Genomic DNA, 22,121 nt, shown 5'->3' on the forward strand with positions numbered 1-22,121 from the left:
CGAGAGAAACCACGATGAGCTATTTTATTGACCGAATCACGTATTTTTCCCAGAATCGTGAAAAGTTCTCAGGTGGGCACGGTGTAACAACTGAAGAAAACAGGGCTTGGGAACAGGCATACCGTGACCGTTGGGCACATGACAAAATCGTCCGGTCCACGCATGGTGTGAACTGCACAGGCTCCTGCTCATGGAAAATTTATGTCAAAAACGGGCTTATTACGTGGGAAACGCAGCAGACAGATTATCCCCGGACGCGGCCTGACCTGCCCAACCACGAGCCGCGCGGTTGCGCGCGTGGGGCGAGTTACAGCTGGTATATTTATTCTGCCAACCGCTTGAAATATCCGATGGTGCGCAAGCGGCTGCTCAAGCTGTATCGCAAGGCAAAGGAAACAACGAAAGATCCTGTCGATGCCTGGGCTTCTATACAGGCTGATGAAGAACTGCGCCGTGAATACCAGCAGGTGCGCGGACGCGGGGGCTTTGTCCGGGCAGGCTGGGAAGAGGTCAATGAGATCATCGCTGCGGCCAATGTCCATACGATCAAGAAACACGGCCCGGACCGCCTGATCGGGTTTTCTCCCATTCCGGCGATGTCCATGGTGTCGTACGCCGCCGGGTCGCGCTATCTCTCGCTGCTGGGCGGAACCTGCATGAGCTTTTACGACTGGTACTGCGATTTGCCGCCCTCTTCCCCGCAAAGCTGGGGCGAGCAGACGGACGTGCCGGAAAGCGCGGACTGGTATAATTCCGGCTTTATTATCATGTGGGGCTCCAATGTCCCGCAGACCCGCACGCCCGATGCGCACTTTATGACCGAAGCGCGCTATAAGGGTACACAGGTTGTCACTGTTACGCCGGATTATTCTGAAGCCTCTAAATTCGGCGATATCTGGCTGAATCCGAAACAGGGAACGGATGCCGCGCTCGGTATGGCTATGGGGCATGTGATCCTGAAGGAATTCCATCTGGAAAATCCGTCCGAATATTTCGATGATTACAGCCGCGCCTACACGGATATGCCGTTTCTGGTGAAGCTGGAAGAGCGTGATGGGCGCTTTGTCCCTGGACGCATGCTTCGGGCTTCCGATTTCAAAGGAAATCTGGACGAGAAAAACAATCCCGAATGGAAGACTGTCTGTTTTGATGAAGAAACGGGAAATGTCACCGTACCGACCGGCTCTATCGGTTTCCGTTGGGGGGAAGAGGGAAAATGGAATATTGTTCCCACCGATTCCAAAACCGGCAAGGATATCCGCCCTCGTAAAACCCTGCTTGGAGATCATGACGATGTCTTGAAAGTCGGCTTCCCCTATTTTGCAGGGGCCGGTCATGAGCACGGCTATTTTGAGCCAAGCGAACGGGAAGAGATTCTGGATCGCAACATCCCCGTCAAATATCTTGATCTGAACGGTGAAAAAGTGGCCGTAGCCTGCGTGTTCGATCTGCTCTGCGCCAATTACGGGATCGCCCGTAAAGGGATAGATGGCGATCATGTGTCCAAAAGTTATGAAGATGATATTCCCTATACGCCAAAATGGCAGGAAAAGATTACGGGTGTTCCAGCCGAAAAAGTGACACAGGTCGCTCGTGCATTCGCTCAGAACGCGCATGTCACCAAAGGCAAGTCGATGATTATCATCGGCGCGGCCATGAACCACTGGTATCACATGGATATGAATTACCGTGCCTGCATCAATATGCTGGTGTTTTGCGGTTGTGTGGGGCAATCCGGTGGCGGGTGGTCGCACTATGTGGGGCAGGAGAAACTCCGCCCGCAAACCGGCTGGCTGCCGCTGGCTTTTGCGCTGGACTGGAACCGTCCGCCGCGCCAGCAAAATTCGACGTCCTTCTTCTATGCCCATACCGACCAATGGCGTTATGAGACGCTTGGCGTGGGGGAAATCCTCTCGCCCCTGGCCGATAAGGAAAAATGGAAAGGCTCGCTGATCGACTGCAATATCCGTTCCGAGCGCATGGGCTGGCTGCCTTCCGCACCGCAGCTGCGAGAAAACCCGATTGATCTGGTGAGTAAAGCTGAAGCTAGAGGAGCTGATCCTGTTGAATATGTTACGGAGCGCCTTTCCAGCGGTGATCTACGTATGTCCTGTGAAGATCCGGACAATCCGGATAACTGGCCGCGCAACCTGTTTGTCTGGCGTTCGAACCTACTCGGTTCTTCAGGCAAGGGGCATGAATATTTCCTTAAGCATCTTTTGGGCACTCAGCACGGTGTACAAGGCAAGGATCTTGGCGCGGAAGGGCAGAGCCGCTGCGCCGAAGTCGAATGGCATGAGGATGCGCCGCAAGGAAAGCTTGATCTTGTCGTTACTCTTGATTTTCGCATGTCCACGACCTGCATTTATTCGGATATCGTTTTGCCGACGGCAAGCTGGTACGAGAAAAACGATCTGAACACTTCAGACATGCATCCCTTCATCCACCCGCTGTCCAAGGCGATTGATCCGGTCTGGCAAAGCAAGTCCGACTGGGAGATTTACAAAGGGATTGCCAAGAAACTTTCAGAGATTTGCGAGGGCCATCTGGGCGTGGAAAGGGAAATCGTTCTTACGCCCATTCAGCACGACACGCCCGGTGAACTGGCGCAGCCGGACGTTAAAGAGTGGCGCAAGGGTGAATGCGATCTTATCCCCGGGAAGACCGCCCCGGCCATGAAAGTAATCGAGCGCGATTATCCGGCAACTTATGAACGGTTTACATCACTGGGTCCGCTCATGGAAAAAGTCGGCAATGGCGGGAAAGGAATCGCCTGGAATACCGAGCATGAAGTGGAGTTCCTTAAAGCCCTGAACGGCGAGAAAGACGGTCGGGCTAAAATCGAAACGGACATTGATGCCTGTGAAACGGTACTGTCTCTTGCTCCTGAAACCAACGGTGAAGTTGCGGTCAAGGCCTGGGGCGCTTTAAGTAAGATTACGGGACGCGATCACACGCATCTGGCGCGGCCGAAGGAAGAGGAAAAAATACGCTTCCGCGATATTCAGGCGCAGCCGCGCAAGATTATCAGCTCGCCAACGTGGAGCGGGCTGGAATCCGAGCATGTCTGCTACAATGCCGGATATACAAACGTCCACGAATTCATCCCGTGGCGAACCCTGACGGGGCGGCAGCAGCTTTATCAGGATCACCCGTGGATGATTGATTTTGGGGAAAGCCTTGTGTCCTACCGTCCGCCGATCAACACGCGTACCGTCCAGCATATGCTGGACAAGCACGGAGACGAATCGCCGACAATTCTTCTCAACTTCATTACGCCGCACCAGAAATGGGGCATTCATTCCACCTATTCAGACAATTTGCACATGCTCACGCTTTCGCGCGGCGGACCGATCGTCTGGGTCAGTGAAACGGATGCGCGGAAAATCGGGGTCAGGGATAATGACTGGCTGGAGGTTTTCAATACCAACGGAGCCATTATGGCCCGCGCTGTTGTCTCTCAACGTGTCAATGAAGGCATGATGCTTATGTATCATGCACAGGAGAAACTGACACATACGCCGGGCAGCAAGATTACGAACGCGCGCGGGGGTATTCACAACTCTGTGACGCGGGCAACCGTGAAACCAACCCATATGATTGGCGCTTATGCCCAGCTTTCTTACGGATTTAACTACTATGGAACGGTCGGGTCCAACCGGGACGAGTTTGTTATTGTTCGCAGGGTTGCGGATCAGGATATTGACTGGATGGAGGCGGCAGAATAATGAAAATACGTGCGCAAATAGGAATGGTGCTCAATCTGGACAAATGTATCGGTTGTCATACCTGTTCGGTAACCTGCAAGAACGTCTGGACATCCCGCGAAGGCGTGGAATATGTCTGGTTCAATAATGTCGAAACCAAGCCCGGCATCGGCTATCCGAAGGAATGGGAAAATCAGGATAAATGGAAAGGCGGCTGGAAACGCGATAGCAGCGGAAAGATCAGTCCTAAACAAGGCGGGCGTTGGCGCATTCTGGCGAATATTTTTGGCAATCCGAATCTGCCGGAAATTGACGATTATTATGAGCCTTTTACATTCGATTACGATCATCTGCAAAAAGCGCCGGAAATGAAAACCATGCCAACGGCCCGGCCCCGTTCCTTGATTACGGGCCAGCGCATGGAAAAAGTTCAATGGGGGCCGAACTGGGAAGAAATTCTGGGTACGGAATTCGAGCAACGCAAGAAAGATTACAATTTCAAGGATATTGAAAAAGAAATCTACGGCGAGTTTGAAAACACCTTCATGATGTATCTGCCGCGCCTGTGCGAGCATTGCCTGAATCCGACCTGCGTAGCGTCCTGCCCGTCCGGGTCTATCTACAAGCGCGAGGAAGATGGCGTTGTTCTGGTCGATCAGGACAAGTGCCGGGGCTGGCGGATGTGTATGTCCGGCTGTCCTTATAAGAAAATTTATTATAACTGGAAATCCGGCAAGGCCGAGAAATGCACACTGTGTTACCCGCGTTTGGAAAACGGCGAGCCGACGGTCTGCTCGGAGACATGTGTCGGGCGTATCCGTTATCTGGGTGTCATGCTTTACGATGCGGATGCAATTGAAGAAGCGGCCAGTGTGGCCGGTGAAGAAAACCTCTATGAAGCCCAATGTGATCTTTTCCTCGATCCTCATGATCCGGAAGTCATCGCGGAAGCGCGGCGTCAGGGCATTCCCGATAACTGGATTGAAGGGGCGCAAAATTCGCCGGTCTACAAAATGGCGATGGAGTGGAAAGTAGCCTTTCCGTTGCATCCGGAATACCGGACTCTGCCAATGGTCTGGTATATCCCGCCGCTTTCGCCTTTGCAGGCAGCGGCCAGTGAAGGGAAACTTCCAAGCAAAGACGGCATTATGCCGGATCTTGATGATATGCGCATTCCGGTGAAATATCTTGCCAATCTGCTCACTGGCGGCAAGGAAGAACCTGTCCGGCAGGGTTTGAAACGCATGCTGGCCATGCGCCACTACATGCGCGGCAAGCTGATTGAAGGTGTTGATAACACAGCTGTCCTTCAGGATGTGAAATTAACGCCGGAACTGGTTGAAGACATGTACAAAACCATGGCGATTGCAAATTACGAAGACCGTTACGTTATTCCGACAGGGCACCGCGAGGAGACGCTGGATGCTTACGGAGAAAGCGGCGGATGCGGATTTTCTTTCGGCAATGGGTGTTCCGGGCACGCTAACAGCGCCGTTGACCTTTTTGACAGCCCGAAACAATCCCGTGGCCGCAGTGCATCCGGCAAGGATAACAGGGTCAATACGATTTTCGAACGCGACCATTACGAGGGCGCGGCCAAAATCAATACAGGCTGTGGCGGCGGCTCGTGCGGCGGCGGATGCGGATAGGAGAAAGAGAGTGAACACAAGAACCTTTAAAATACTCGGATTTCTTCTGACCTATCCCACGGGGGCGCACCGGGATGCCTTTTCGGAATGCCGGGTGTTTTTAAAGCAGGAAAATATTCTGTCTGCAAAAACGCTTGAGAGCTTGAATAGGCTGATAACAGAGATGGAAGAAACGGGTCTTCTTGATCTTCAGGAGGCCTATGTGGATCTGTTTGACCGCACGCCGTCCCTGTCTCTTCATCTTTTTGAGCATATTCACGGTGATTCCCGGCAGCGGGGACAGGCTTTGGCCGATCTGGCGGGCGTTTATGAGCAGGCCGGTCTTGTCATCAACACGGAAGAAACGCCTGATTATCTGCCCCTGTTTCTGGAATATGTTTCAACGCTTCCGCCGGAAGAGATCAGAAATAATCTTGGCAGTATCGTAAACATCCTTTCAGCGCTCAGTGAACGGCTTAAAAACAGGGGTTCCGCTTATACCGGTATTTTTGACGCTCTGATTGAAGCAGCAGAAAAAACGCCTGATAAAGCTGCCGTTGATAGTGCCCTGAAGGAAGCCTCCGGGGCAGAATACGATCTTGAACAAATCGACAGGGAATGGGAAGAGCAGTTCGCTTTTGAAAATACACCTCAAACGACCGGGCAGGATGATGGCTGTCCAAAGGCAAAGGAAATGCTGGAACGAATTGAAAGTTATAAGCAAGAAGAAAGGATAAAAAAATGAGCGGATATTTGGATTACTTTTTATTTCAGATATTTCCCTATATCGCGATATTGTTCTTTTTGCTCGGAAGTATTTTACGCTTCGACCGCGATCCTTATTCGTGGCGCAGCAAGTCAAGCCAGCTTTTACGGCGTAGACAACTGATTATCGGCAGCATTCTGTTCCATCTAGGCATTCTTGTAATCCTCGCAGGGCATGCTGTCGGGTTGTTAACCCCGATAGCCGCCTTTGATGCTCTGGGCATTTCTCATGAATTCAAGCAGATCATGGCAATGGGTGTGGGCGGGTTTGCAGGTGTCTTTTGTTTTATAGGTTTGCTCTTGCTTTTACACCGGCGCTTATTTGATCCGCGCATCCGTGCCACCAGCTCTTTCGCGGATATTGGCGTTCTTGTCCTGCTTTTGATCCAGCTGACGCTTGGCCTGTTTACCATCACCGTTTCCATGCATCATCTGGACGGGCATGAAATGGTTAAATTTATGGAGTGGGCTCAACATATCGTGACATTTCGTGGCGGTGCGCATGAATATTTAAGCGATGTTGCTCCTGTCTTCAGAGCGCATATTACGCTGGGTCTGTTTATATTGCTGATTTTTCCTTTCACCCGGCTCGTTCATGTTCTAAGCGCGCCCATTGGCTATGTTGTCCGCCCCTGGCAGATCGTGCGTAAAAGAGCAACGTAATGCAGGCTTTAGCCCCCGGCATTACGGTCAATCGTATTTTGATTTCACCGGAAGAAATAAATGCCGAAGTGCAATATCATCCGGCTGATAATCTCTATGATGCTAAATACGAAGCCATGAAGGCCCTTGTGATTCGGGAGCTTTTGATTCAAAGAGCCGCACAGCTTGGTCTGTGCACACGCGATAAAGGGGTTAAAAAACCCGACGAAGTTATTGACGCGTTGCTTGAAAAAGAAATTTCCATTCCAGAGGCTGACGAAGAGACCTGCCTGCGCTACTATCAAAAAAACAAGAGAAAATTTTTTACCTCTCCGCTTTTTGAAGTTTCTCATATTTTATATCTGGCGCCGCCCGGCGATAAAAAAGCCGGAGAGACGGCTTTGAAAAAAGCACAGGCAGCACTCAAAAAGATAAAAGACAAACCTGAATTGTTTGAAGCGCTTGCCCGTGAAGAATCCGCCTGTTCTTCCGCGTCCGAAGGCGGGCGTCTGGGACAAATCAGCAAGGGACAAACAATGCCGGCTTTTGAAGCCGCGCTCTTTCAGATGAAAGAAAATGAAATCAGCCCGCAGCCTGTTGCCACAGAAGTCGGCTATCACATCATAAAAGTTCACAAAAAAGCGGAAGGTTTGCAACTTCCTTTTGAGACGGCTCACGAATGGATTCGAGACGACTTGACGCAAAAAAGCTGGAACCAAGCTTTTAACCAATATATAAAAGTTTTGGCTGGAAAATCGGAAATCAGCGGCTTTCACCTTGAAGGCAGTAAAACACCCCTTGTACAGTAAAACAAATGCAGACTTTCTTCGAACAACCTTTCTGGGGCCGTGGGTTCCGTCCTTTCTTTTTTCTTGGTGCCTTGTATAGCGTTTTCTCTTTAGGTATATGGGGCTGGTTTTATGCTGGCCACATTACACCACCCGGTTTTTTGTTGGATTCTGTCTTATGGCATGCGCATGAGATGATTTACGGCTATACCATGGCGATTATCGCAGGCTTTCTGCTCACAGCCGTAGCAAACTGGACAGGCGGCGCTCCGGCCCGGCAAATTCATCTGATTAGTCTTTGTTTTCTATGGCTTTTGGGACGGCTTGTCATGAACGTTGATTTGGGGTTACCCTTTTGGGGCTTGGTTTTAGCGGAAATAGTTTTTATCCCGGCCCTTGCCCTTTCTCTGGCCGTCCCTCTTATAAAAAGCTGGAACAAGCGAAACTTTATTTTTCTAACTCTTCTGAGTGCTTTGTTTGCTTGTGATCTCGTTTTCCTGATCACAATGGAAAAAATGTCTCTTTATATTGCTCTCATGGTTATTTTGACGATGATCTCCCTTGTGGGAGGTCGGATTATTCCAGCCTTTACTGTTGCGGCGCTGCGGCGTAACGGCGTCAAAGCCTTTCAAACACCGCAGGAAAAAATGGATATAGCAGCTCTTGTTTCACTGGCCGCCGTAGCTCTTTGCCTGGTCTTTGCCAAAGACACGATTTTTATGGCGCTCTGCGCCGGACTATCCGCCCTTATTCACGGCCTGCGCATGCGTCACTATCATGGTTTGAAAACTCTGGCAGATCCCATGCTGTGGATTTTGCAAGCAGGCTATCTCTGGCTGATTATAGGGCTGTTTATGCTCTCCTTAACGGGTTTTGGAATTCTTGCCCTTCCGTCCGTTATTCACGCTCTGACGACCGGATGTATTGGCTCTATGACATTGGGCATGATATGCCGCGTTACTCTTGGTCACACGGGACGCAATCTGCTTGCCTCTAAAATAACGACAGCTTCTTTTCTTATGATGCAGGTTGCTGCTCTCATGCGCGTGTTCGGCCCTTTGTCTATGCCGAACAAGATGACGGAATGGGTTACCGGTTCGGCTTTCCTTTGGGCCGCATGTTTTGTAATTTACCTTCTTGTTTATACACCTATGCTGACAGGGCCACGGCCTGACGGACGTGAGGCTTAACAAGGCTTTTCAACCAGAGGAACGTCGCAAAAATCTCTCAAAGAATCCATATCGGTTATGATAATGTTTTCTTCGCCAAGGTGAATGCCGTGCGGAGTTAGTTTTCTTAACGCGCGCGAAAAGGTTTCCGGTTTTATATTAAGGCGCGCAGAGATAAGGGCTTTGTCGTAGGGAAGCATCACAATGTACGTTCCGCCCTCCCCCTCTTCTTTTTGGCAAAAACGTAATAAAAAGGCACCAACACGCTGCGATGCCGTCCGTGTTGTCACTTGTTCAAGCTGTTGTATAAGGTGGTGCTGCCTGGAAGCAATAGCGCCCAAAATACACAAAGCAAAACTGCTGTCTTTCTGGATTTTCTGAACAAAAAAACTGCGGGGAACTTCAATGAGATCTACATCTTCAACAGCTTGCGCATTCACAGGATAGGTTCGGCCATCATTGAAGACAGCCGCTTCTGCAAAAGACTCGCCGGGACCAATCACATGAACGATGGCTTCTTCACCGGTTTTTGAAACGCGGTAGAGTTTGACCCACCCTTTCAGGATAATAAAAAATCCTTCTGCCTTATCTCCCATGGTAAAAAGCTGTTTTCCTTTTAAGAAATGCTTCTGATGAGCGTGCGCTACCACTGCATCTATGACGGAAATATCAACGCCCTGAAATAGGGGCGCCCCTTTTACAAGATTGAAAATATTATTCGCAGGCATAGTTTTCCAACTTGAGGTTTTTAAAAAATAATCTGTTCATTAACTGCTTTCACAATTTTTCGCCCTTGATTTAGATCAAGTCAACTATTTCTCTATGTCTTCTATACTGACCGTACAAGTCGCCATGTTTTTTTATGAAAGACGTGGCTGCTCCGAGCTTTCACCGCCTAAGTCATGGCAGTGATATGGCATGAAAGCCGGGGTTACGTGTGGAAACGCCGTAGCCTCCCGTATTTGGAAAGGAGTAAAAATGACAGAAGGGCCGCAGCTTGCGGACAGTTTTGGTCGCCGTTTTCCTTACTTGCGCCTGTCTTTGACGGATGTGTGCAATTTTCGGTGCACTTATTGCCTTCCTGACGGATATAAGAAAACAGGTTGCACAGCCTTTCTGGATCAGGCCGAGATACTCAGGCTCGTGCGGGCTTTTGCCGCACTGGGGGTCTGGAAGATCCGGATAACGGGCGGCGAACCGACCACACGCCCTGATTTTATTGAAATATCGCAGCAAATTTCCGTCCTGCCGGGAATCCAAAAACTGGCTTTCACCACCAACGGCTACAAATTGCCGCAGCGGGCGCAAAGCTATTATGACGCGGGACTGAGGGCTATAAATATCAGCATTGACTCTCTTGACGCTGACGGTTTCAAAACCATCACGGGCCATGACCGTCTGGGGGATGTTCTGGACGGGCTTAACGCCTGTTTTGAAGCCGGGTTTGAACGCGTGAAAATCAATACGGTTTTGCTTAAAAACCTGAACGATACCGAACTGGATGACTTCATAGACTTTGTGGGGAACAAGCCCGTTTCATTGCGTTTTATTGAACTGATGCGCACACGGGACAATCAGGCTTACTTTCAAGAACATCACCTGCCCGGCACGTATGTAACGGAGCGGCTTTTATCACAGGGATGGCGGCAAAAACCAAGGGTAGAGGGCGCAGGGCCTGCCGTGGAATTCGAACATCCGCAAAGCGCCGGAACGATTGGCCTGATTGCGCCTTATTCAAAAGATTTCTGTAAGAGCTGCAATCGTCTACGCGTCTCCGCCAAAGGCGATCTGCATCTGTGCCTGTTCGGTGAAGGCGGTTATTCGCTGCGGCCTTTATTGCAAGCGGACGACCAGCAGGAAGAGCTGGAAGATAAAATCATGACATTGATGAATTTCAAAAAATCCGCACATTTTCTGCACGAGGATAACAGCGGCGTGCGCGACCATCTGGCGAGCATAGGAGGGTAAAATCATGGAAAAATCAAAGGACGTTATCGCCTTTCCGACGGCGCAGGCACCGAATTTTAAAATGATCGATGTCGGGCGCAAGCGTCCCACGCGTCGGCGCGCCGTGGCTTGCGGCACGATCCGCATGGGCCGGGAGGCTTTCGAAGCGGTTAAAAACGGCACGCTGCCGAAAGGAAACGTTCTGGCGCTGGCGGAGGCTGCCGGAATTACAGGCGCGAAGAAAACGCCGGAACTGATCCCGATGTGTCATACCCTGCCGCTCGATCAGGTCACCATTCACTGCGATCTGAACGAACAGGAGCAAAACATCACGGTCTATGCGCAGGCTGCGGCCTTTGCCAAAACGGGCGTGGAGATGGAGGCTTTGGCTGGAGTCAATGCCGCGCTTCTGACAATCTGGGATTTGACCAAGGGCGTCGATCCCAATCTGTCGATGGACGGCACCCGGCTTCTCGTCAAAACAGGTGGCAAGAGCGGCGTCTGGACAAACCCGGACGGCATTCCTGACTGGCTGGCGGCGCAACTTCCGGACGAACAAAGCCTGAAGGGCAAAACAGCCGCTGTTCTCGTTATGAGCGACCGCGCTGCCGGCGGCGAATACGAGGACAAATCCGGCCCCGTTTTGAACGATCTGCTTTCAAAAGCGGGAGCGGACGTCAAATGCTGCAACGTGGTGCCGGATGAAGCGGATAAAATTTCTGCAGCGATAAAAGAGCTTTCTCTGGAAGGCAAGCCGGATATTCTCATTGCATCGGGCGGCACGGGACCGGGGCCGCGCGATGTCACACCGGAGGTTCTGGAAGAAATCAGCGACCGGATGCTGGAGGGGCTTGGTGATCTTCTGCGCGCTGAAAGCCTGCACTACACCGATACGGCGTGGCTTTCGCGCATGAGCGCGGGGATGGTCGGATCGACACTGGTGATTGCTTTTCCCGGCTCTCCCAAGGCTGTCAAGGAATGCTGGGAAATCATCGCGCCCTTTATCGGCGATGCTCTGGAGAAAATCAAAAAACAGGGCTATGGAGAAAAACCATGAATACGATAAGCCTTTCCGTCAAATGTTTCGGTGTGTTCAGGAAGTTCGGCGAAAGCCTGAATGTGGATATTGCTGAAGGCAGCTCCGTTCTGGAGGTAAAGCAGGCCCTTATTCAAAAACTGGGACAGACTCAAAAAGCTCTGGTTGAAGATTCCGTTTTAGCGAACGACAATGAAATCCTGCCGAATGCCTATATCCTGAAGGATGAAACAGCGCTCTCCATTTTACCGCCTGTCTGTGGAGGGTAGATCTAACATGAACGGCATTCAGGTCCTTATCGGCAATACGCTTTTAAACCTGCAGGAAGCTGTTGCCTATGTCTGCGATCCGGGACATGGCGCCATTGACACTTTTATCGGCACTGTACGCAATACGCATGAAGGAAAAGACGTCACGGGCATTACCTATGATGTGCATAAAACGCTCGCTGAAAAAACGCTGCGGGATATCTGCGCAGAGGCGCAAGGATTCTGGCCGGACACGCGTTACTATGTTGCTCATTACCACGGCACGCTTGATGTTGGCGGGATCAGTGTCGTGATCGCCGTCAGTTCTCCCCACCGGGCGGAAAGTTTCGATGCCTGCCGTTATGTGATTGAGGAAATCAAAAAACGCCTGCCTGTCTGGAAAAAAGAACACTACACGGACGGGATAAGCGACTGGCTGCCGGGACATTCCCTGAAGGAGGCGTTATGACTCTCGGCGTGATTCTGGCGGGGGGGCGTTCCCGCCGGATGGGACAGAATAAAGCGCTCCTTTCGTATCATGGAAAACCCCTCATTGAGCATATGACGGCGATCCTGAAACACTCCGGGGTCGAAACGATCATCATTAGCGGTAATGTTGAGGGGTATGACTGCATGCCGGATGAGAATCCTTTTGGCGGCCCCGCGAAGGCCATAGAAACGATTATTCGGCATTTTCCGGATTATAAAGGCTTTCTTTTTGTTCCCGTCGATATGCCGCTTCTGGAACCTGCCATGCTGCAAATTCTTATGCAGCAAAAAAACGGCGCTTACTTCAAAGGCTGTCCGTTACCCGCTTTTATGACGCCGCCCTGTTCAGAAAACCATGAAACCTCCGTACAGGGCTTGCTCGATTCTCGCGGCATTTATCCCCTGGCGTTGCCCGAACAATTCTCTTCGTCTATGAAAAACGTCAATACGCCGGAAGAGTGGAAGGAGGTGGCTGCTTTATGAATGTTAAAATCACCGAAAACTCTGTCACTTTTAAAATAACGGAAGAAGAAATGAATGTACTGGCCGAAGGGAAATCGCTGGAAAAAAGTATTCCCATGAGAGGACACTGTTTTGAAATGGCGATTGATCCTTGTGCCGGCGGCAATCTGGAAATCACCATGGATCAAGGAAGACTGGTCCTTGGGACGACAAAAGGGCAAATTAAAAAACTGGTTGGCATGGGAAAAAGCAAAGAAGGGCTTTTCGCTCATATAGACGGTCTTGATGTTTTTTTACAGGTTGACCTGAGAGCCGACAGCCGTCCGCGTATAAAAGAGTAAGCGCCATGGTTCTTGCAGCGCTCTTCTTCATCACAGCTTTGCTTTATGCCTGCGTCGGGTTCGGCGGCGGATCGACCTATAACGCGCTTCTGGTCTTAAGCGGAACGGACTACCGCGTGCTGCCGTTTATTGCCCTGACGTGCAATATTATCGTTGTCAGCGGTGGCGTCTGGCATTTTTCGCGCGGGCGGCATATTGATGTCCGCAAGGTACTGCCGTGGACGGCTCTTTCTGTTCCGGCAGCCTGGATAGGAGGTTATATTGAGATTCCGGAAACAGTTTTTATCGGACTTCTGGGAGGCGTTCTTTTTCTCTCAGGCATTAACATGCTATGGCCGGAGAAGAAGAGTATCCTTTCGCAACCGGTCCGACATATGCCGCCTTTTGTCCCTCCTGTTATCGGTGGAGGGCTGGGGTTTATCGCCGGGTTGACCGGCATCGGCGGCGGAATTTTTCTGGCGCCCGTCCTTCATTTTCTGCGCTGGAGTGATTCCCGCAATATCGCCGGAACATGCAGCCTGTTCATTCTTCTGAATTCCCTGTCCGGTCTTGCGGGACAGGCGATGAAGCTGGGAGAAACAGAGATACTCCCTCTGGCTCTGTCATACTGGTATTTGCTTCCTGCTGTCCTGATCGGGGGGCAAATCGGGTCGTGGACAGGATCTTCGCGCATTAATCCTGACATAATAAAAAAACTGACAGCGCTCCTCGTTCTTTATGTTTCCATAAGATTGCTTCGGGAAGTTCTTTAGAGGTTGAAATGCGCCTGTATGCCCTTGATCTGAATCAACGTCTTTCTGTGAAAAAACAGGGATTGTCGACAGAGTGGACTTGTTTGTATTTTTACGAAAGAATACATTACTAGCGGGGGGAGCCATCATGACAAATTTTTTGAAAAATATTGCTGTTAAGTACAAACTTCTATTTATTGTTCTTCTTCCGGTGCTGGGGGTTGTAAATTTGGCGGGGATAAAGATTGTATCTCTACAAGAGCAGGCTTCGCGTCAGAGCAGCCTTTCAGATTTGATGGAAATTTCCATTGCAGCCAGCAATCTTGTTCATGAACTTCAGAAAGAACGCGGCGCCTCTGCCGGTTTTATTAATAGCAAAGGCTCTAACTTTGGCGATGTTTTGCCAAAACAATATCTGGAAACAAACGCAAAAAAGGATCAGTTAACAGCCGTTCTGGAAAGACTGGACACAAACCGTTACGGACAGGAATATAATGAAGCGCTAAAGGCCGCTTTGGGTGATCTGGATAAAATTGAAGATACTCGCAAAAAAGTAAAAAATATTTCGATATCACTTCCCGATGCCGTTGGTTATTACACAAGCATGAACGGAAATTTTCTCGGTATCACGAACAAGGCGGTTTTCCTGGCTGAAGATCCGGATATTTTGCGTGATGTGTCGGCTTATCTAAGTTTTCTGCAATCGAAAGAACGCGCCGGGATTGAGAGGGCCGTTGGAGCAGCGGGTTTTGACAGCGGATGGACTTCAGCACTGCAAAGCAAACTGGCTAATCTTATCACTACGCAAGATACATATATGCGTGTGTTTGAGGTCTATGCAGCAGGTGAAGAACTAAAATTCTATAAAGAGAAAATCAACGATAAATCTTTTGCCGAAGTTAGCAAGATGCGCGAAATCGCTTTATCTGAAGACAATTCTTATAATCTTACCGACAAAGTTAATGCTGCTCTCTGGTTTAAAACCATGACCACAAAAATTAACATCCTTAAAGAAATAGAGGACCATATAGCCGAAGATGTCAGGCACATTGCCCATCAGGGTGCAAGCAGCGCATTGTCAATCAGGAATTTTTATCTTTTCGTTTTTATTGGTTTAATTGCCGTTGTTTCTATTTTGACCTTTATCATTTTAAAGGATCTTCTGCAAAATATTCATAACACAGAAGAAGTGATGAACGAGCTTGTGAAAGGTAATACGGAAGTTGATGTTCAGGGAACAGAGCGCAAAGATGAAATGGGCGGGATGGCCCGTTCCATTGAGGTTTTTAAGCAAGGACTGATTGAGAAGAAACGCATGGAAGAAGAAGCTCTGAAAGTTCAGGAGCAAGCAGAGGAAGAAAAGAAAAAAGCTATGGTAGAACTGGCAAATAATTTTGATGGCCAGGTTGGAGGTTTGATTAACTCTCTTGCCTCAGCTTCTTCCGAACTACAATCCACAGCCGAAAGCATGCGCAGTATTGCTGATAACACCTCTCAATCAAGCCAGACGGTGGCAGCTTCTTCGGAAGAGGCCAGCACGAATGTCAGTACCGTGGCTTCTGCCATGGAAGAAATGTCCGCCAGCGCAAGTGAGATTGCTTCACAGATTTCTAGTGCGAGGGTGAAATCAAACGATACAGCGGAAAATGCTAAAAACGCCAATGAAACAGTAAGCAATCTAAATATACTGGTCGAAAATATTGGCGAAGTTGTTACCGCTATTCAAGGTATAGCAGAACAGACTAATCTCTTGGCATTGAACGCGACAATCGAAGCGGCAAGAGCGGGAGAGGCCGGAAAAGGCTTTGCTGTTGTGGCAGAGGAAGTCAAAAAGCTGGCGACCGAAACTGGCAATAAAACAGATGAAATTAATACTCGTATTATACAGATACAGGAGGCAACACGTGCTTCTGTTAGCGCTATGGAACGGATTATCGACAATATTTCAGACATCGATCAGTCTGTTACGGGGGTTTCAGCAGCTGTAGAAGAACAAAACGCTACAACATCAGAAATCGTGCGCAGTGTCGGCGAAGCGGCTCAAGGCGTTCAACAGGTGTCTCAAATCATAGTGGATGTACAAAAAGGAGCTGGAGAAACCGGATCGTCTGCCGATGCTGTTTTGAATGCGGCCAGAGAAGTAGCAAAACTCTCCGATAATCTTAAAAACTCCGTTGACCGGTTCCTGAACGGAATCAGATCGGAAGGAAACGGTGAAAGTAAAAAAACCATAGATCAGGAAGACGAAGAGCCAAGAAAGGCGGCCTAAGCCCCCGCCCCCTGTAAAAAGGCCTGCCGTGTCGCCAATTTTCGCTGTTTTATTAAGGCGGCGTTGTAGGAAAAAATAGAGGTGGCCCCAAGAATTCGGACAGTGAGTTAAGCTACGATCTATGACCGAAGGAGGGTCATGGATTATGAGCAAGACAAGGAAGAACTACCCGGCGAAGTTTAAAGCGCAGGTTGCGCTGGCGGCGTTGCGGGAGGACGCGCCGATCACGGAGCTGTCATCCCGTTACGGGGTGCATGCGACGGTCATTCACCGTTGGAAGAAGGAGGCTCTGGCTGCGCTGGAGGCGGGTTTTGCGGGCAAGCTGGAATCGCGAGCGGACGCGCATAACGCCGAGGTCAGGGACTTGCACGCCAAGATCGGACAGCTGACAGTGGAACGTGATTTTTTAGCCGATGCCTCCGCCCGGTTGCGGTCCGGGGGCGGCAGGAAATGGTAGACCCGTCCAATGACAATATCGGCATCGCGGCGCAGTGCCGGTTGCTGGGGATCAGCCGCTCTGGCTGGTATTACGAGCGGCGCGGGGAGAGCGCGGACAATTTGGCGCTGATGCGGCTGATTGACGCGCAATTCCTGCAAACCCCGTTTTACGGGTCCCGTCAGATGGCCCGGCATCTGCGCCGTCAGGGGTACGAGGTAGGCCGCACCCGCGTGCGGCGTCTGATGCGCCTGATGGGAATCGAGGCGGTCTATCAAAGGCCGCGCACTTCGATGCCGCATCCCGGCCACCGGATTTATCCCTACCGGCTCAAGGGGCTCACGATCACCCGCCCGAACCATGTATGGTGCGCGGATATCACGTACATCCCTGTCAAACGCGGGTTTTTGTATCTGGTAGCGATCATGGACTGGGCCAGCCGGAAGGTGCTGGCCTGGCGGCTGTCGAACACGATGGAAACGCGCTTTTGCGTGGAGGCGCTGGAGGAAGCCATCGCCCGCTACGGGCCGCCGGAGATCTTCAATACCGATCAGGGCAGCCAGTTCACGGCGGACGCGTGGACGGGCGTCCTGAAAGAAAACGGGATCGCGATCTCGATGGACGGCAAGGGCCGCTGGATGGACAATGTGTTCATCGAGCGGCTGTGGCGGAGTCTGAAATATGAATGCGTGTATCTGAACGCGTTCGAGAGCGGCCTGCAAGCCAGGCGGGATATCGGGCGCTGGCTGGCGTTTTACAACGCGCAGAGGCCGCATTCGGTATTTGATGGACAAACCCCGGACGACGTTTATGATGAACGAAATTTTGTTTCTCCGGCCTCGGGCGTGGCGCCGCCGCCTAACGGCTCCGGCGGCCGCGCCCTTCACCCGGAGAAACAAAACCACAGGCAGGCGGCATGACAATAACCAACCGATCGTAGCTTAACTTCGCCGCAAAGCTGGCCGAAGAACCGAGACCACCTCTAATCGCTAAATGCGGCAAGGCCGGTGCGCGATTTCGATTTCATACTTAGAACCGCGCTCAGATTTCTGAAAATCCTTATAATCTCTGGGCCTAAGGCCGGTTAGAGAGCCAAAGAGCGATGCTCAAATTAGCCTTTGCCGACCGTCTTGCCCATCTCCAAAATAAAGGAAGGGGCTGTCCTAGATAACCGAGAAAGGTTATCACTATGGACATGCGAAAAAGTCGAATAAGCTCATATAAACAGGATCGATTAATCGAACATTTTGTGTCGGGATCAACTGCCCGTACAGCAGCAAAACTTGTTAATGTTAACAAGACGACTGCTGCCTATTATTTTCACCGTCTCCGGGAAATTATTGCCCTTGAATGCAATAACGAGGCTTTGCTTTCAGGGGAGTTTGAAGTCGATGAAAGCTACTTTGGCGGCACGCGCAAGGGCAAACGGGGGCGTGGTGCCGCTGGTAAAGTGCCAGTGTTTGGAATCCTCAAACGCGGCGGCAAGGTTTACACACAGATCATTCCAGATGCGGGGAGCAAGACCTTGATGCCCATCATCCGAGATAAAATCCAGCCCGATAGCATCGTTTATTCCGATTGCTGGCGCGGCTATAATGTGCTGGCTGTATCTGGCGGTTGTGATTGATCTGTATTCACGGCGCGTGGTGGGGTGGTCGATGCAATCACGGATGCAGATGGATCTGGTATTGAGTGCTCTGTTGATGGCGGTATGGCGCAGGAAACCAAAGCAGCAAGTCATCATTCATTCCGATCAGGGCAGTCAGTTCACCGGTCATGAGTGGCAGGCTTTTCTTGATAAGCATAATTTGGAAATGAGCATGAGCCGCAAAGGGAATTGCTACGATAACGCTGTGGCGGAAAGTTTTTTCCAGCTTTTAAAACGAGAGCGTATCCGGCGTAAAACCTATGCTACGCGCAAAGATGCCCGCGATGATGTGTTTGATATATCGAATTTTTCTACAATCCGAAAAGAAAGCATGGTAATAACGGATTGCTGTCACCAATCGATTTTGAAAAACAGCAAAAATGGAAAAATCGAGGTGTCTAGATCCATAGGGGCGATTCACTACTTCCCTTCGAGCGGATGTTCGAACACTCTTGAAACTGTTTAATTACAACGGTTCCAGCGCATTGGAACTCAAGCGGCCGGTGCTAAAACTCGTCTTTGCAGAGCGTCTTGTATATGATCGGAAAACCGGGTTTCGAACACCGAATTTATCCAGCCCGTTCAAGGCTCTAAGGGATATTTCCGGCACTAAATGGGAAATGGCGCGCCCGAGAAGATTCGAACTCCTGACCTCCTGATCCGTAGTCAGGCGCTCTATCCAGCTGAGCTACGGGCGCATCCCTTGAAAAGTCGGCAGACCATAGACGAATTTATTTTTTTTTGCAAGTCTGTCTTTAGTAATTTTGCATTTCAATATTTTTACACTGTAAAACTCATCTTATAACAAGGGTTTCACTTGACTCTCTGTATAATAATGGTGATGTTTGGGCATAGTTTAAGGATGATGCGCCTGAAGTGCTTGCTGGGCGTGTTCAATGTAAGAAGAATTTGTTTAGATCATGATTACACCCTCTCCGATTTTTTTAAAACCGATTGTCGTTGTGGCTGCGTTGCTGGTTCTCATCCCGGCGCAGGCTGTAGCGAAGCAAAAAGAGTCCCTGCCCTCGTTGGTTATTACCAACGAGCCTTTGCCGAAAAATTTGCAACGTCAAATTTACAGCAGACCTGCGCAGGTGCGCACAATCAAGCCGCAGGAAGTTTTAAGTGATTCATACTTCAAGCCCTCACAGACTCTGGTTGGGCGTAAAATTGGAAATATTACCAGTGAACTGGCGCGTATCCAAAACTCTGTTGCAGGCTTGTCCGGGAATTTGAATGGGCTGGAGCGCGTGAATGAAGAGCGCGCGGCGGAATATTACGCGAATATCGCGACAATTAATACACAATTGCAATCCGGTACAACGCCTGGTAATCCCCGCCTCGTAAAGCGTCTGGATGATGCTGAAGGTCAGCTTGAAACTCTTTCCAGCAGTATGGCCAAGTTGAATGGAATGGCTGTCGAAACATCAAATATAGCTTCGGAAGCTTCTTTTCTTCTGGAGGAAGCACGCGCAGCCTACAGCCTGTCGGGGGCTATCGAAGAAGACCATGTGCACCTTGCCCAGGTTGAGGATGCTATTAATAACACGCTGATCCTGATTGAGAGGGTTTTGAATACCATCAGTGATGACATGACCCGCACGAGCACCTATTTAAGCTCTGAGCGTGAAAATTTGCGTCTTTTGGGGTTGGCCGTTGCTAATGGTGAGTTTTATGGCCGCAGTTTGGCTAAACGGCCTTTTTCCGGTGTATCGGCTTATGATGCTACACTGGTGCCCAGTACAACGTCTGCGGACCCTGTGGCTCCTGCGGCCAGCCTTTCTTCAGGCCCGCGGCCTCTGGCCAAGATCAAGTTTGATCGTCCTGACGTTGCTTATGAAGAGCCTATTTATCTGGCTATTAACGAAGCTCTCAAGCGTTATCCTAACGCGCGCTTTGATCTGGTCGCTGTGACGCCTATGCAAGGTAATGCCGCACAGATTGCCATAGAGAGCACGAAAGCGCGGCGCAATGCTGAAAAAGTCCTGCGGACATTGACACAAATGGGCCTGCCGCATGAGCGTATTGACTTGTCCTATAATAAGAGTGCGCAGGCCGTGACCAATGAGGTTCACCTGTTTGTAAAATAGTTGTCTCTGCATTTATGCCTACGGCAGGCAAGGAATGCTTGATGTTGCGGCGTTAATTTTTAGGATGCAGAGTTATCATGTCCCATATTGAACTTGAACTTGAGTCCATTTCTGTACGCCTTGCCGAAACGCAAGCCGAGATGGAGGCCGCACAGGCCTTGCGCTATACAGTCTTTTATGAAGAATATGATGCAATTCCTACTGCAGAAATGGTCGCCGATCGCCGAGATTTCGATGAATATGATGCTTATGCAGACCATTTGATTGTTATTGATTCTTCCGGGGCCAGTGACAAGATCGTCGGAACATACCGCATGTTGCAACGCTCGGGTGCAGATCAGGTCGGGCAATTTTACTCTTCCAGTGAATATGATCTTTCCCCTTTGCTTAAGTGTGGTTCGACTTTGCTGGAACTTGGACGTTCATGTGTTTTACCGGATTATCGTACACGCCCTATTTTGCAGCTGCTCTGGCAGGGAATTGCCGATTATATCAGCGAGTATGATATTGAGCTGATGTTCGGCTGCGCGAGCCTGCACAGCACAGATATTAAGAGCATATCCAAGCCGCTTTCATATTTACATCACTATCACCTTGCGCCGGAAACTATTCGCCCGCGAGCGCTGAAGGGGCAGTATATTAATATGGATATTATTCCACAGGAAGACATTAATGCGCGCAGAGTCTTTGCCGAATTACCCCCGCTTATCAAGGGGTATTTGCGTGCAGGGTCATGCATCGGAGACGGTGCGGTGATCGACGAGCAATTCAACACCACCGATGTTTTCGTCGTCGTACAGACGCATTTGCTGGCAGATCGCTATCGCAAGCATTACGAACGTAAAATTCAAAAAACTATTCCCGGCAGTGATGACGCTGAAAATAATGTGCATGAACTTTCCGCTTTTAAAAAGACGAAAGAATCATGAACCTCACATTCGCGTCCCTAAAGCTTTTTGGTTTTGCTCTGCTCTGCGCTCTAGTTGTGCCGCTTCAAGCACTTTTACTGCTAGTTTACAAAGGACGAGGGGCCTATATACTTCCGCATCTTTGGCACAAAGCTGTATGCGCTGTCTTTGGCATTCGCGTTCAAATGCAAGGTAAACCTTATACAGATTCTCAGGTCATTTATGTCAGCAATCATATCTCTTATCTCGACATTCCAGCGCTGGCTTCGGTGATTTGCTATGGCTCATTCGTGGCTAAAAAGGATGTCGCGAGTTGGCCGGTGTTTGGTTATTTATCAAAGCTTCAACAAACTGCTTTTGTGAGCCGCTCGCGTGAGGATGCCCGCAAGGGTGCCAATGCGCTTGCCGAGATGCTTAAAGACGGTAAAAATCTGATAATTTTCCCTGAAGGTACGTCTACCGACGGGCGGGAAGTTGTACCATTTAAATCCAGCCTGTTTTCGATCATGTTACAGAAAGATGCCCAAAACCTTGTTATTCAGCCCGTGAGCATTGAAGTTGTAAGTTCAAATGGCCGCGCCCCGAAAACACAGGAAGAGCGTGATCTGTACGCCTGGCACCGCGATATGGATACGGAGCTTCCCGAACATCTTTGGCGCTTTGCCAAGACGTCCGGCGCGGTTTTAAACATCAAATTTTACGATATTGTTCGGGCAAATGACTTTTCTGATCGAAAAACACTTGCCAAAGTATGTCATGAAACCGTATCCAAGGGTCTGAAACTTTCAAAAGCCGCATAATGAGGAGCGTATAAAAT

At 50.0% G+C, this 22,121-nt stretch carries 20 protein-coding genes, 1 tRNA gene, 2 pseudogenes and 1 riboswitch; of the genes and pseudogenes, 21 read left to right on the top strand and 2 right to left on the bottom strand.

Annotated features, from left to right (window positions below):
* The first annotated feature begins 14 nt into the window (after positions 1–14).
* The 6 genes from H6859_04550 to H6859_04575 are packed head-to-tail and all read left to right on the top strand — an operon-like array spanning position 15 to position 8,720.
* A complete protein-coding gene (locus H6859_04550; GenBank protein ID USO06456.1) occupies positions 15–3,728 on the top strand; it encodes a nitrate reductase subunit alpha in 3,714 nt (1,237 codons plus the stop codon).
* A complete protein-coding gene (gene narH / locus H6859_04555) occupies positions 3,728–5,356 on the top strand; it encodes a nitrate reductase subunit beta (GenBank protein ID USO06457.1) in 1,629 nt (542 codons plus the stop codon). Before H6859_04550 ends, narH begins: the two co-directional genes overlap by 1 nt.
* A gap of 10 nt (positions 5,357–5,366) precedes the next feature.
* The gene (gene narJ / locus H6859_04560; protein USO06458.1) at positions 5,367–6,080 is read left to right on the top strand and encodes a nitrate reductase molybdenum cofactor assembly chaperone; all 714 of its coding nucleotides are present in this window, start codon (positions 5,367–5,369) and stop codon (positions 6,078–6,080) included.
* On the top strand, positions 6,077–6,763 hold the full coding sequence (narI, locus tag H6859_04565; GenBank protein USO06459.1) for a respiratory nitrate reductase subunit gamma: 687 nt from the start codon (positions 6,077–6,079) through the stop codon (positions 6,761–6,763). The genes narJ and narI overlap by 4 nt, the downstream gene beginning before the upstream one ends.
* Positions 6,763–7,551 (top strand): peptidylprolyl isomerase, encoded by a 789-nt coding sequence (locus H6859_04570; GenBank protein ID USO06460.1) that lies wholly within the window; start codon positions 6,763–6,765, stop codon positions 7,549–7,551. The genes narI and H6859_04570 overlap by 1 nt, the downstream gene beginning before the upstream one ends.
* Positions 7,552–7,556: 5 nt before the next feature.
* The gene (locus H6859_04575) at positions 7,557–8,720 is read left to right on the top strand and encodes an NnrS family protein (protein ID USO06461.1); all 1,164 of its coding nucleotides are present in this window, start codon (positions 7,557–7,559) and stop codon (positions 8,718–8,720) included.
* Here the strand turns inward: H6859_04575 and H6859_04580 are convergent.
* A complete protein-coding gene (locus H6859_04580) occupies positions 8,717–9,295 on the bottom strand; it encodes a Crp/Fnr family transcriptional regulator (protein ID USO06462.1) in 579 nt (192 codons plus the stop codon). The two genes, H6859_04575 and H6859_04580, sit on opposite strands and share 4 nt — an antisense overlap.
* 270 nt (positions 9,296–9,565) lie before the next feature.
* Positions 9,566–9,688, top strand: a riboswitch (molybdenum cofactor riboswitch).
* Between H6859_04580 and moaA the strand changes: the two genes are divergently transcribed.
* From moaA to H6859_04640, 12 genes and pseudogenes are all read left to right on the top strand, one after another.
* A complete protein-coding gene (gene moaA / locus H6859_04585) occupies positions 9,678–10,667 on the top strand; it encodes a GTP 3',8-cyclase MoaA (protein ID USO06463.1) in 990 nt (329 codons plus the stop codon). It overlaps the preceding riboswitch by 11 nt.
* 4 nt (positions 10,668–10,671) lie before the next feature.
* Positions 10,672–11,703, top strand: coding sequence for a bifunctional molybdenum cofactor biosynthesis protein MoaC/MoaB (locus H6859_04590; protein ID USO06464.1), 1,032 nt, complete (start codon positions 10,672–10,674; stop codon positions 11,701–11,703).
* A complete protein-coding gene (locus H6859_04595) occupies positions 11,700–11,951 on the top strand; it encodes a MoaD/ThiS family protein (protein ID USO06465.1) in 252 nt (83 codons plus the stop codon). The genes H6859_04590 and H6859_04595 overlap by 4 nt, the downstream gene beginning before the upstream one ends.
* A gap of 7 nt (positions 11,952–11,958) precedes the next feature.
* Positions 11,959–12,399, top strand: coding sequence for a molybdenum cofactor biosynthesis protein MoaE (locus H6859_04600; protein USO06466.1), 441 nt, complete (start codon positions 11,959–11,961; stop codon positions 12,397–12,399).
* Entirely contained in the window at positions 12,396–12,902 is a 507-nt protein-coding gene (locus tag H6859_04605) for a molybdenum cofactor guanylyltransferase (protein USO06467.1), read from the top strand. The genes H6859_04600 and H6859_04605 overlap by 4 nt, the downstream gene beginning before the upstream one ends.
* On the top strand, positions 12,899–13,222 hold the full coding sequence (locus H6859_04610) for a hypothetical protein (GenBank protein USO06468.1): 324 nt from the start codon (positions 12,899–12,901) through the stop codon (positions 13,220–13,222). The genes H6859_04605 and H6859_04610 overlap by 4 nt, the downstream gene beginning before the upstream one ends.
* Positions 13,223–13,227: 5 nt before the next feature.
* Positions 13,228–13,974 (top strand): sulfite exporter TauE/SafE family protein, encoded by a 747-nt coding sequence (locus H6859_04615; protein ID USO06469.1) that lies wholly within the window; start codon positions 13,228–13,230, stop codon positions 13,972–13,974.
* 79 nt (positions 13,975–14,053) lie between these two features.
* The gene (locus tag H6859_04620) at positions 14,054–16,222 is read left to right on the top strand and encodes a nitrate- and nitrite sensing domain-containing protein (protein ID USO06470.1); all 2,169 of its coding nucleotides are present in this window, start codon (positions 14,054–14,056) and stop codon (positions 16,220–16,222) included.
* Positions 16,223–16,367: 145 nt separating this feature from the next.
* Positions 16,368–17,578, top strand: a protein-coding gene (locus tag H6859_04625; protein USO06471.1) for an IS3 family transposase whose coding sequence is annotated in 2 segments (ribosomal slippage) — positions 16,368–16,623 and positions 16,623–17,578 — 1,212 coding nt in all. Because the reading frame shifts where the segments join, the coding sequence is not laid out codon by codon here.
* 269 nt (positions 17,579–17,847) lie between these two features.
* Positions 17,848–18,270 (top strand): annotated as a pseudogene (locus H6859_04630) (IS1595 family transposase).
* Positions 18,263–18,708, top strand: a pseudogene (locus H6859_04635) (IS3 family transposase). The pseudogenes H6859_04630 and H6859_04635 overlap by 8 nt, the downstream one beginning before the upstream one ends.
* A 50-nt stretch (positions 18,709–18,758) precedes the next feature.
* Positions 18,759–18,965, top strand: coding sequence for a hypothetical protein (locus H6859_04640; protein USO06472.1), 207 nt, complete (start codon positions 18,759–18,761; stop codon positions 18,963–18,965).
* Here the strand turns inward: H6859_04640 and H6859_04645 are convergent.
* Positions 18,928–19,004, bottom strand: a tRNA-Arg gene (locus tag H6859_04645). The two genes, H6859_04640 and H6859_04645, sit on opposite strands and share 38 nt — an antisense overlap.
* Before the next feature lie 222 nt (positions 19,005–19,226).
* On the opposite strand from H6859_04645, the gene H6859_04650 reads away from it, so the two are divergent.
* The 3 genes from H6859_04650 (at position 19,227) to H6859_04660 (ending at position 22,104) form a co-directional block, all read left to right on the top strand.
* Positions 19,227–20,396, top strand: a complete 1,170-nt coding sequence (locus tag H6859_04650) for a hypothetical protein (GenBank protein USO06473.1) — start codon at positions 19,227–19,229, stop codon at positions 20,394–20,396.
* Positions 20,397–20,473: 77 nt separating this feature from the next.
* Positions 20,474–21,325, top strand: a complete 852-nt coding sequence (locus H6859_04655; GenBank protein USO06474.1) for a GNAT family N-acetyltransferase — start codon at positions 20,474–20,476, stop codon at positions 21,323–21,325.
* Positions 21,322–22,104, top strand: a complete 783-nt coding sequence (locus H6859_04660) for a 1-acyl-sn-glycerol-3-phosphate acyltransferase (protein USO06475.1) — start codon at positions 21,322–21,324, stop codon at positions 22,102–22,104. The genes H6859_04655 and H6859_04660 overlap by 4 nt, the downstream gene beginning before the upstream one ends.
* Positions 22,105–22,121: the final 17 nt, after the last annotated feature.

It is taken from the genome of Rhodospirillales bacterium, from assembly GCA_023898785.1.
Classification (GTDB): Bacteria; Pseudomonadota; Alphaproteobacteria; order Micavibrionales; family Micavibrionaceae; genus TMED27.

What these genes read in the sequence shown, in the direction of transcription:
- H6859_04575 (USO06461.1), top strand. Translation starts at nt 7,557, where the DNA reads ATGCAGACTTTCTTCGAACAACCTTTCTGGGGCCGTGGGTTCCGTCCT.
- H6859_04650 (USO06473.1), top strand. Translation starts at nt 19,227, where the DNA reads ATGATTACACCCTCTCCGATTTTTTTAAAACCGATTGTCGTTGTGGCT.
- H6859_04655 (USO06474.1), top strand. Translation starts at nt 20,474, where the DNA reads ATGTCCCATATTGAACTTGAACTTGAGTCCATTTCTGTACGCCTTGCC.
- H6859_04660 (USO06475.1), top strand. Translation starts at nt 21,322, where the DNA reads ATGAACCTCACATTCGCGTCCCTAAAGCTTTTTGGTTTTGCTCTGCTC.
- narI (USO06459.1), top strand. Translation starts at nt 6,077, where the DNA reads ATGAGCGGATATTTGGATTACTTTTTATTTCAGATATTTCCCTATATC.
- H6859_04615 (USO06469.1), top strand. Translation starts at nt 13,228, where the DNA reads ATGGTTCTTGCAGCGCTCTTCTTCATCACAGCTTTGCTTTATGCCTGC.
- H6859_04590 (USO06464.1), top strand. Translation starts at nt 10,672, where the DNA reads ATGGAAAAATCAAAGGACGTTATCGCCTTTCCGACGGCGCAGGCACCG.
- H6859_04600 (USO06466.1), top strand. Translation starts at nt 11,959, where the DNA reads ATGAACGGCATTCAGGTCCTTATCGGCAATACGCTTTTAAACCTGCAG.
- H6859_04605 (USO06467.1), top strand. Translation starts at nt 12,396, where the DNA reads ATGACTCTCGGCGTGATTCTGGCGGGGGGGCGTTCCCGCCGGATGGGA.
- H6859_04595 (USO06465.1), top strand. Translation starts at nt 11,700, where the DNA reads ATGAATACGATAAGCCTTTCCGTCAAATGTTTCGGTGTGTTCAGGAAG.
- H6859_04570 (USO06460.1), top strand. Translation starts at nt 6,763, where the DNA reads ATGCAGGCTTTAGCCCCCGGCATTACGGTCAATCGTATTTTGATTTCA.
- moaA (USO06463.1), top strand. Translation starts at nt 9,678, where the DNA reads ATGACAGAAGGGCCGCAGCTTGCGGACAGTTTTGGTCGCCGTTTTCCT.
- H6859_04610 (USO06468.1), top strand. Translation starts at nt 12,899, where the DNA reads ATGAATGTTAAAATCACCGAAAACTCTGTCACTTTTAAAATAACGGAA.
- H6859_04580 (USO06462.1), bottom strand. Translation starts at nt 9,295, where the DNA reads ATGGGAGATAAGGCAGAAGGATTTTTTATTATCCTGAAAGGGTGGGTC.
- narH (USO06457.1), top strand. Translation starts at nt 3,728, where the DNA reads ATGAAAATACGTGCGCAAATAGGAATGGTGCTCAATCTGGACAAATGT.
- H6859_04550 (USO06456.1), top strand. Translation starts at nt 15, where the DNA reads ATGAGCTATTTTATTGACCGAATCACGTATTTTTCCCAGAATCGTGAA.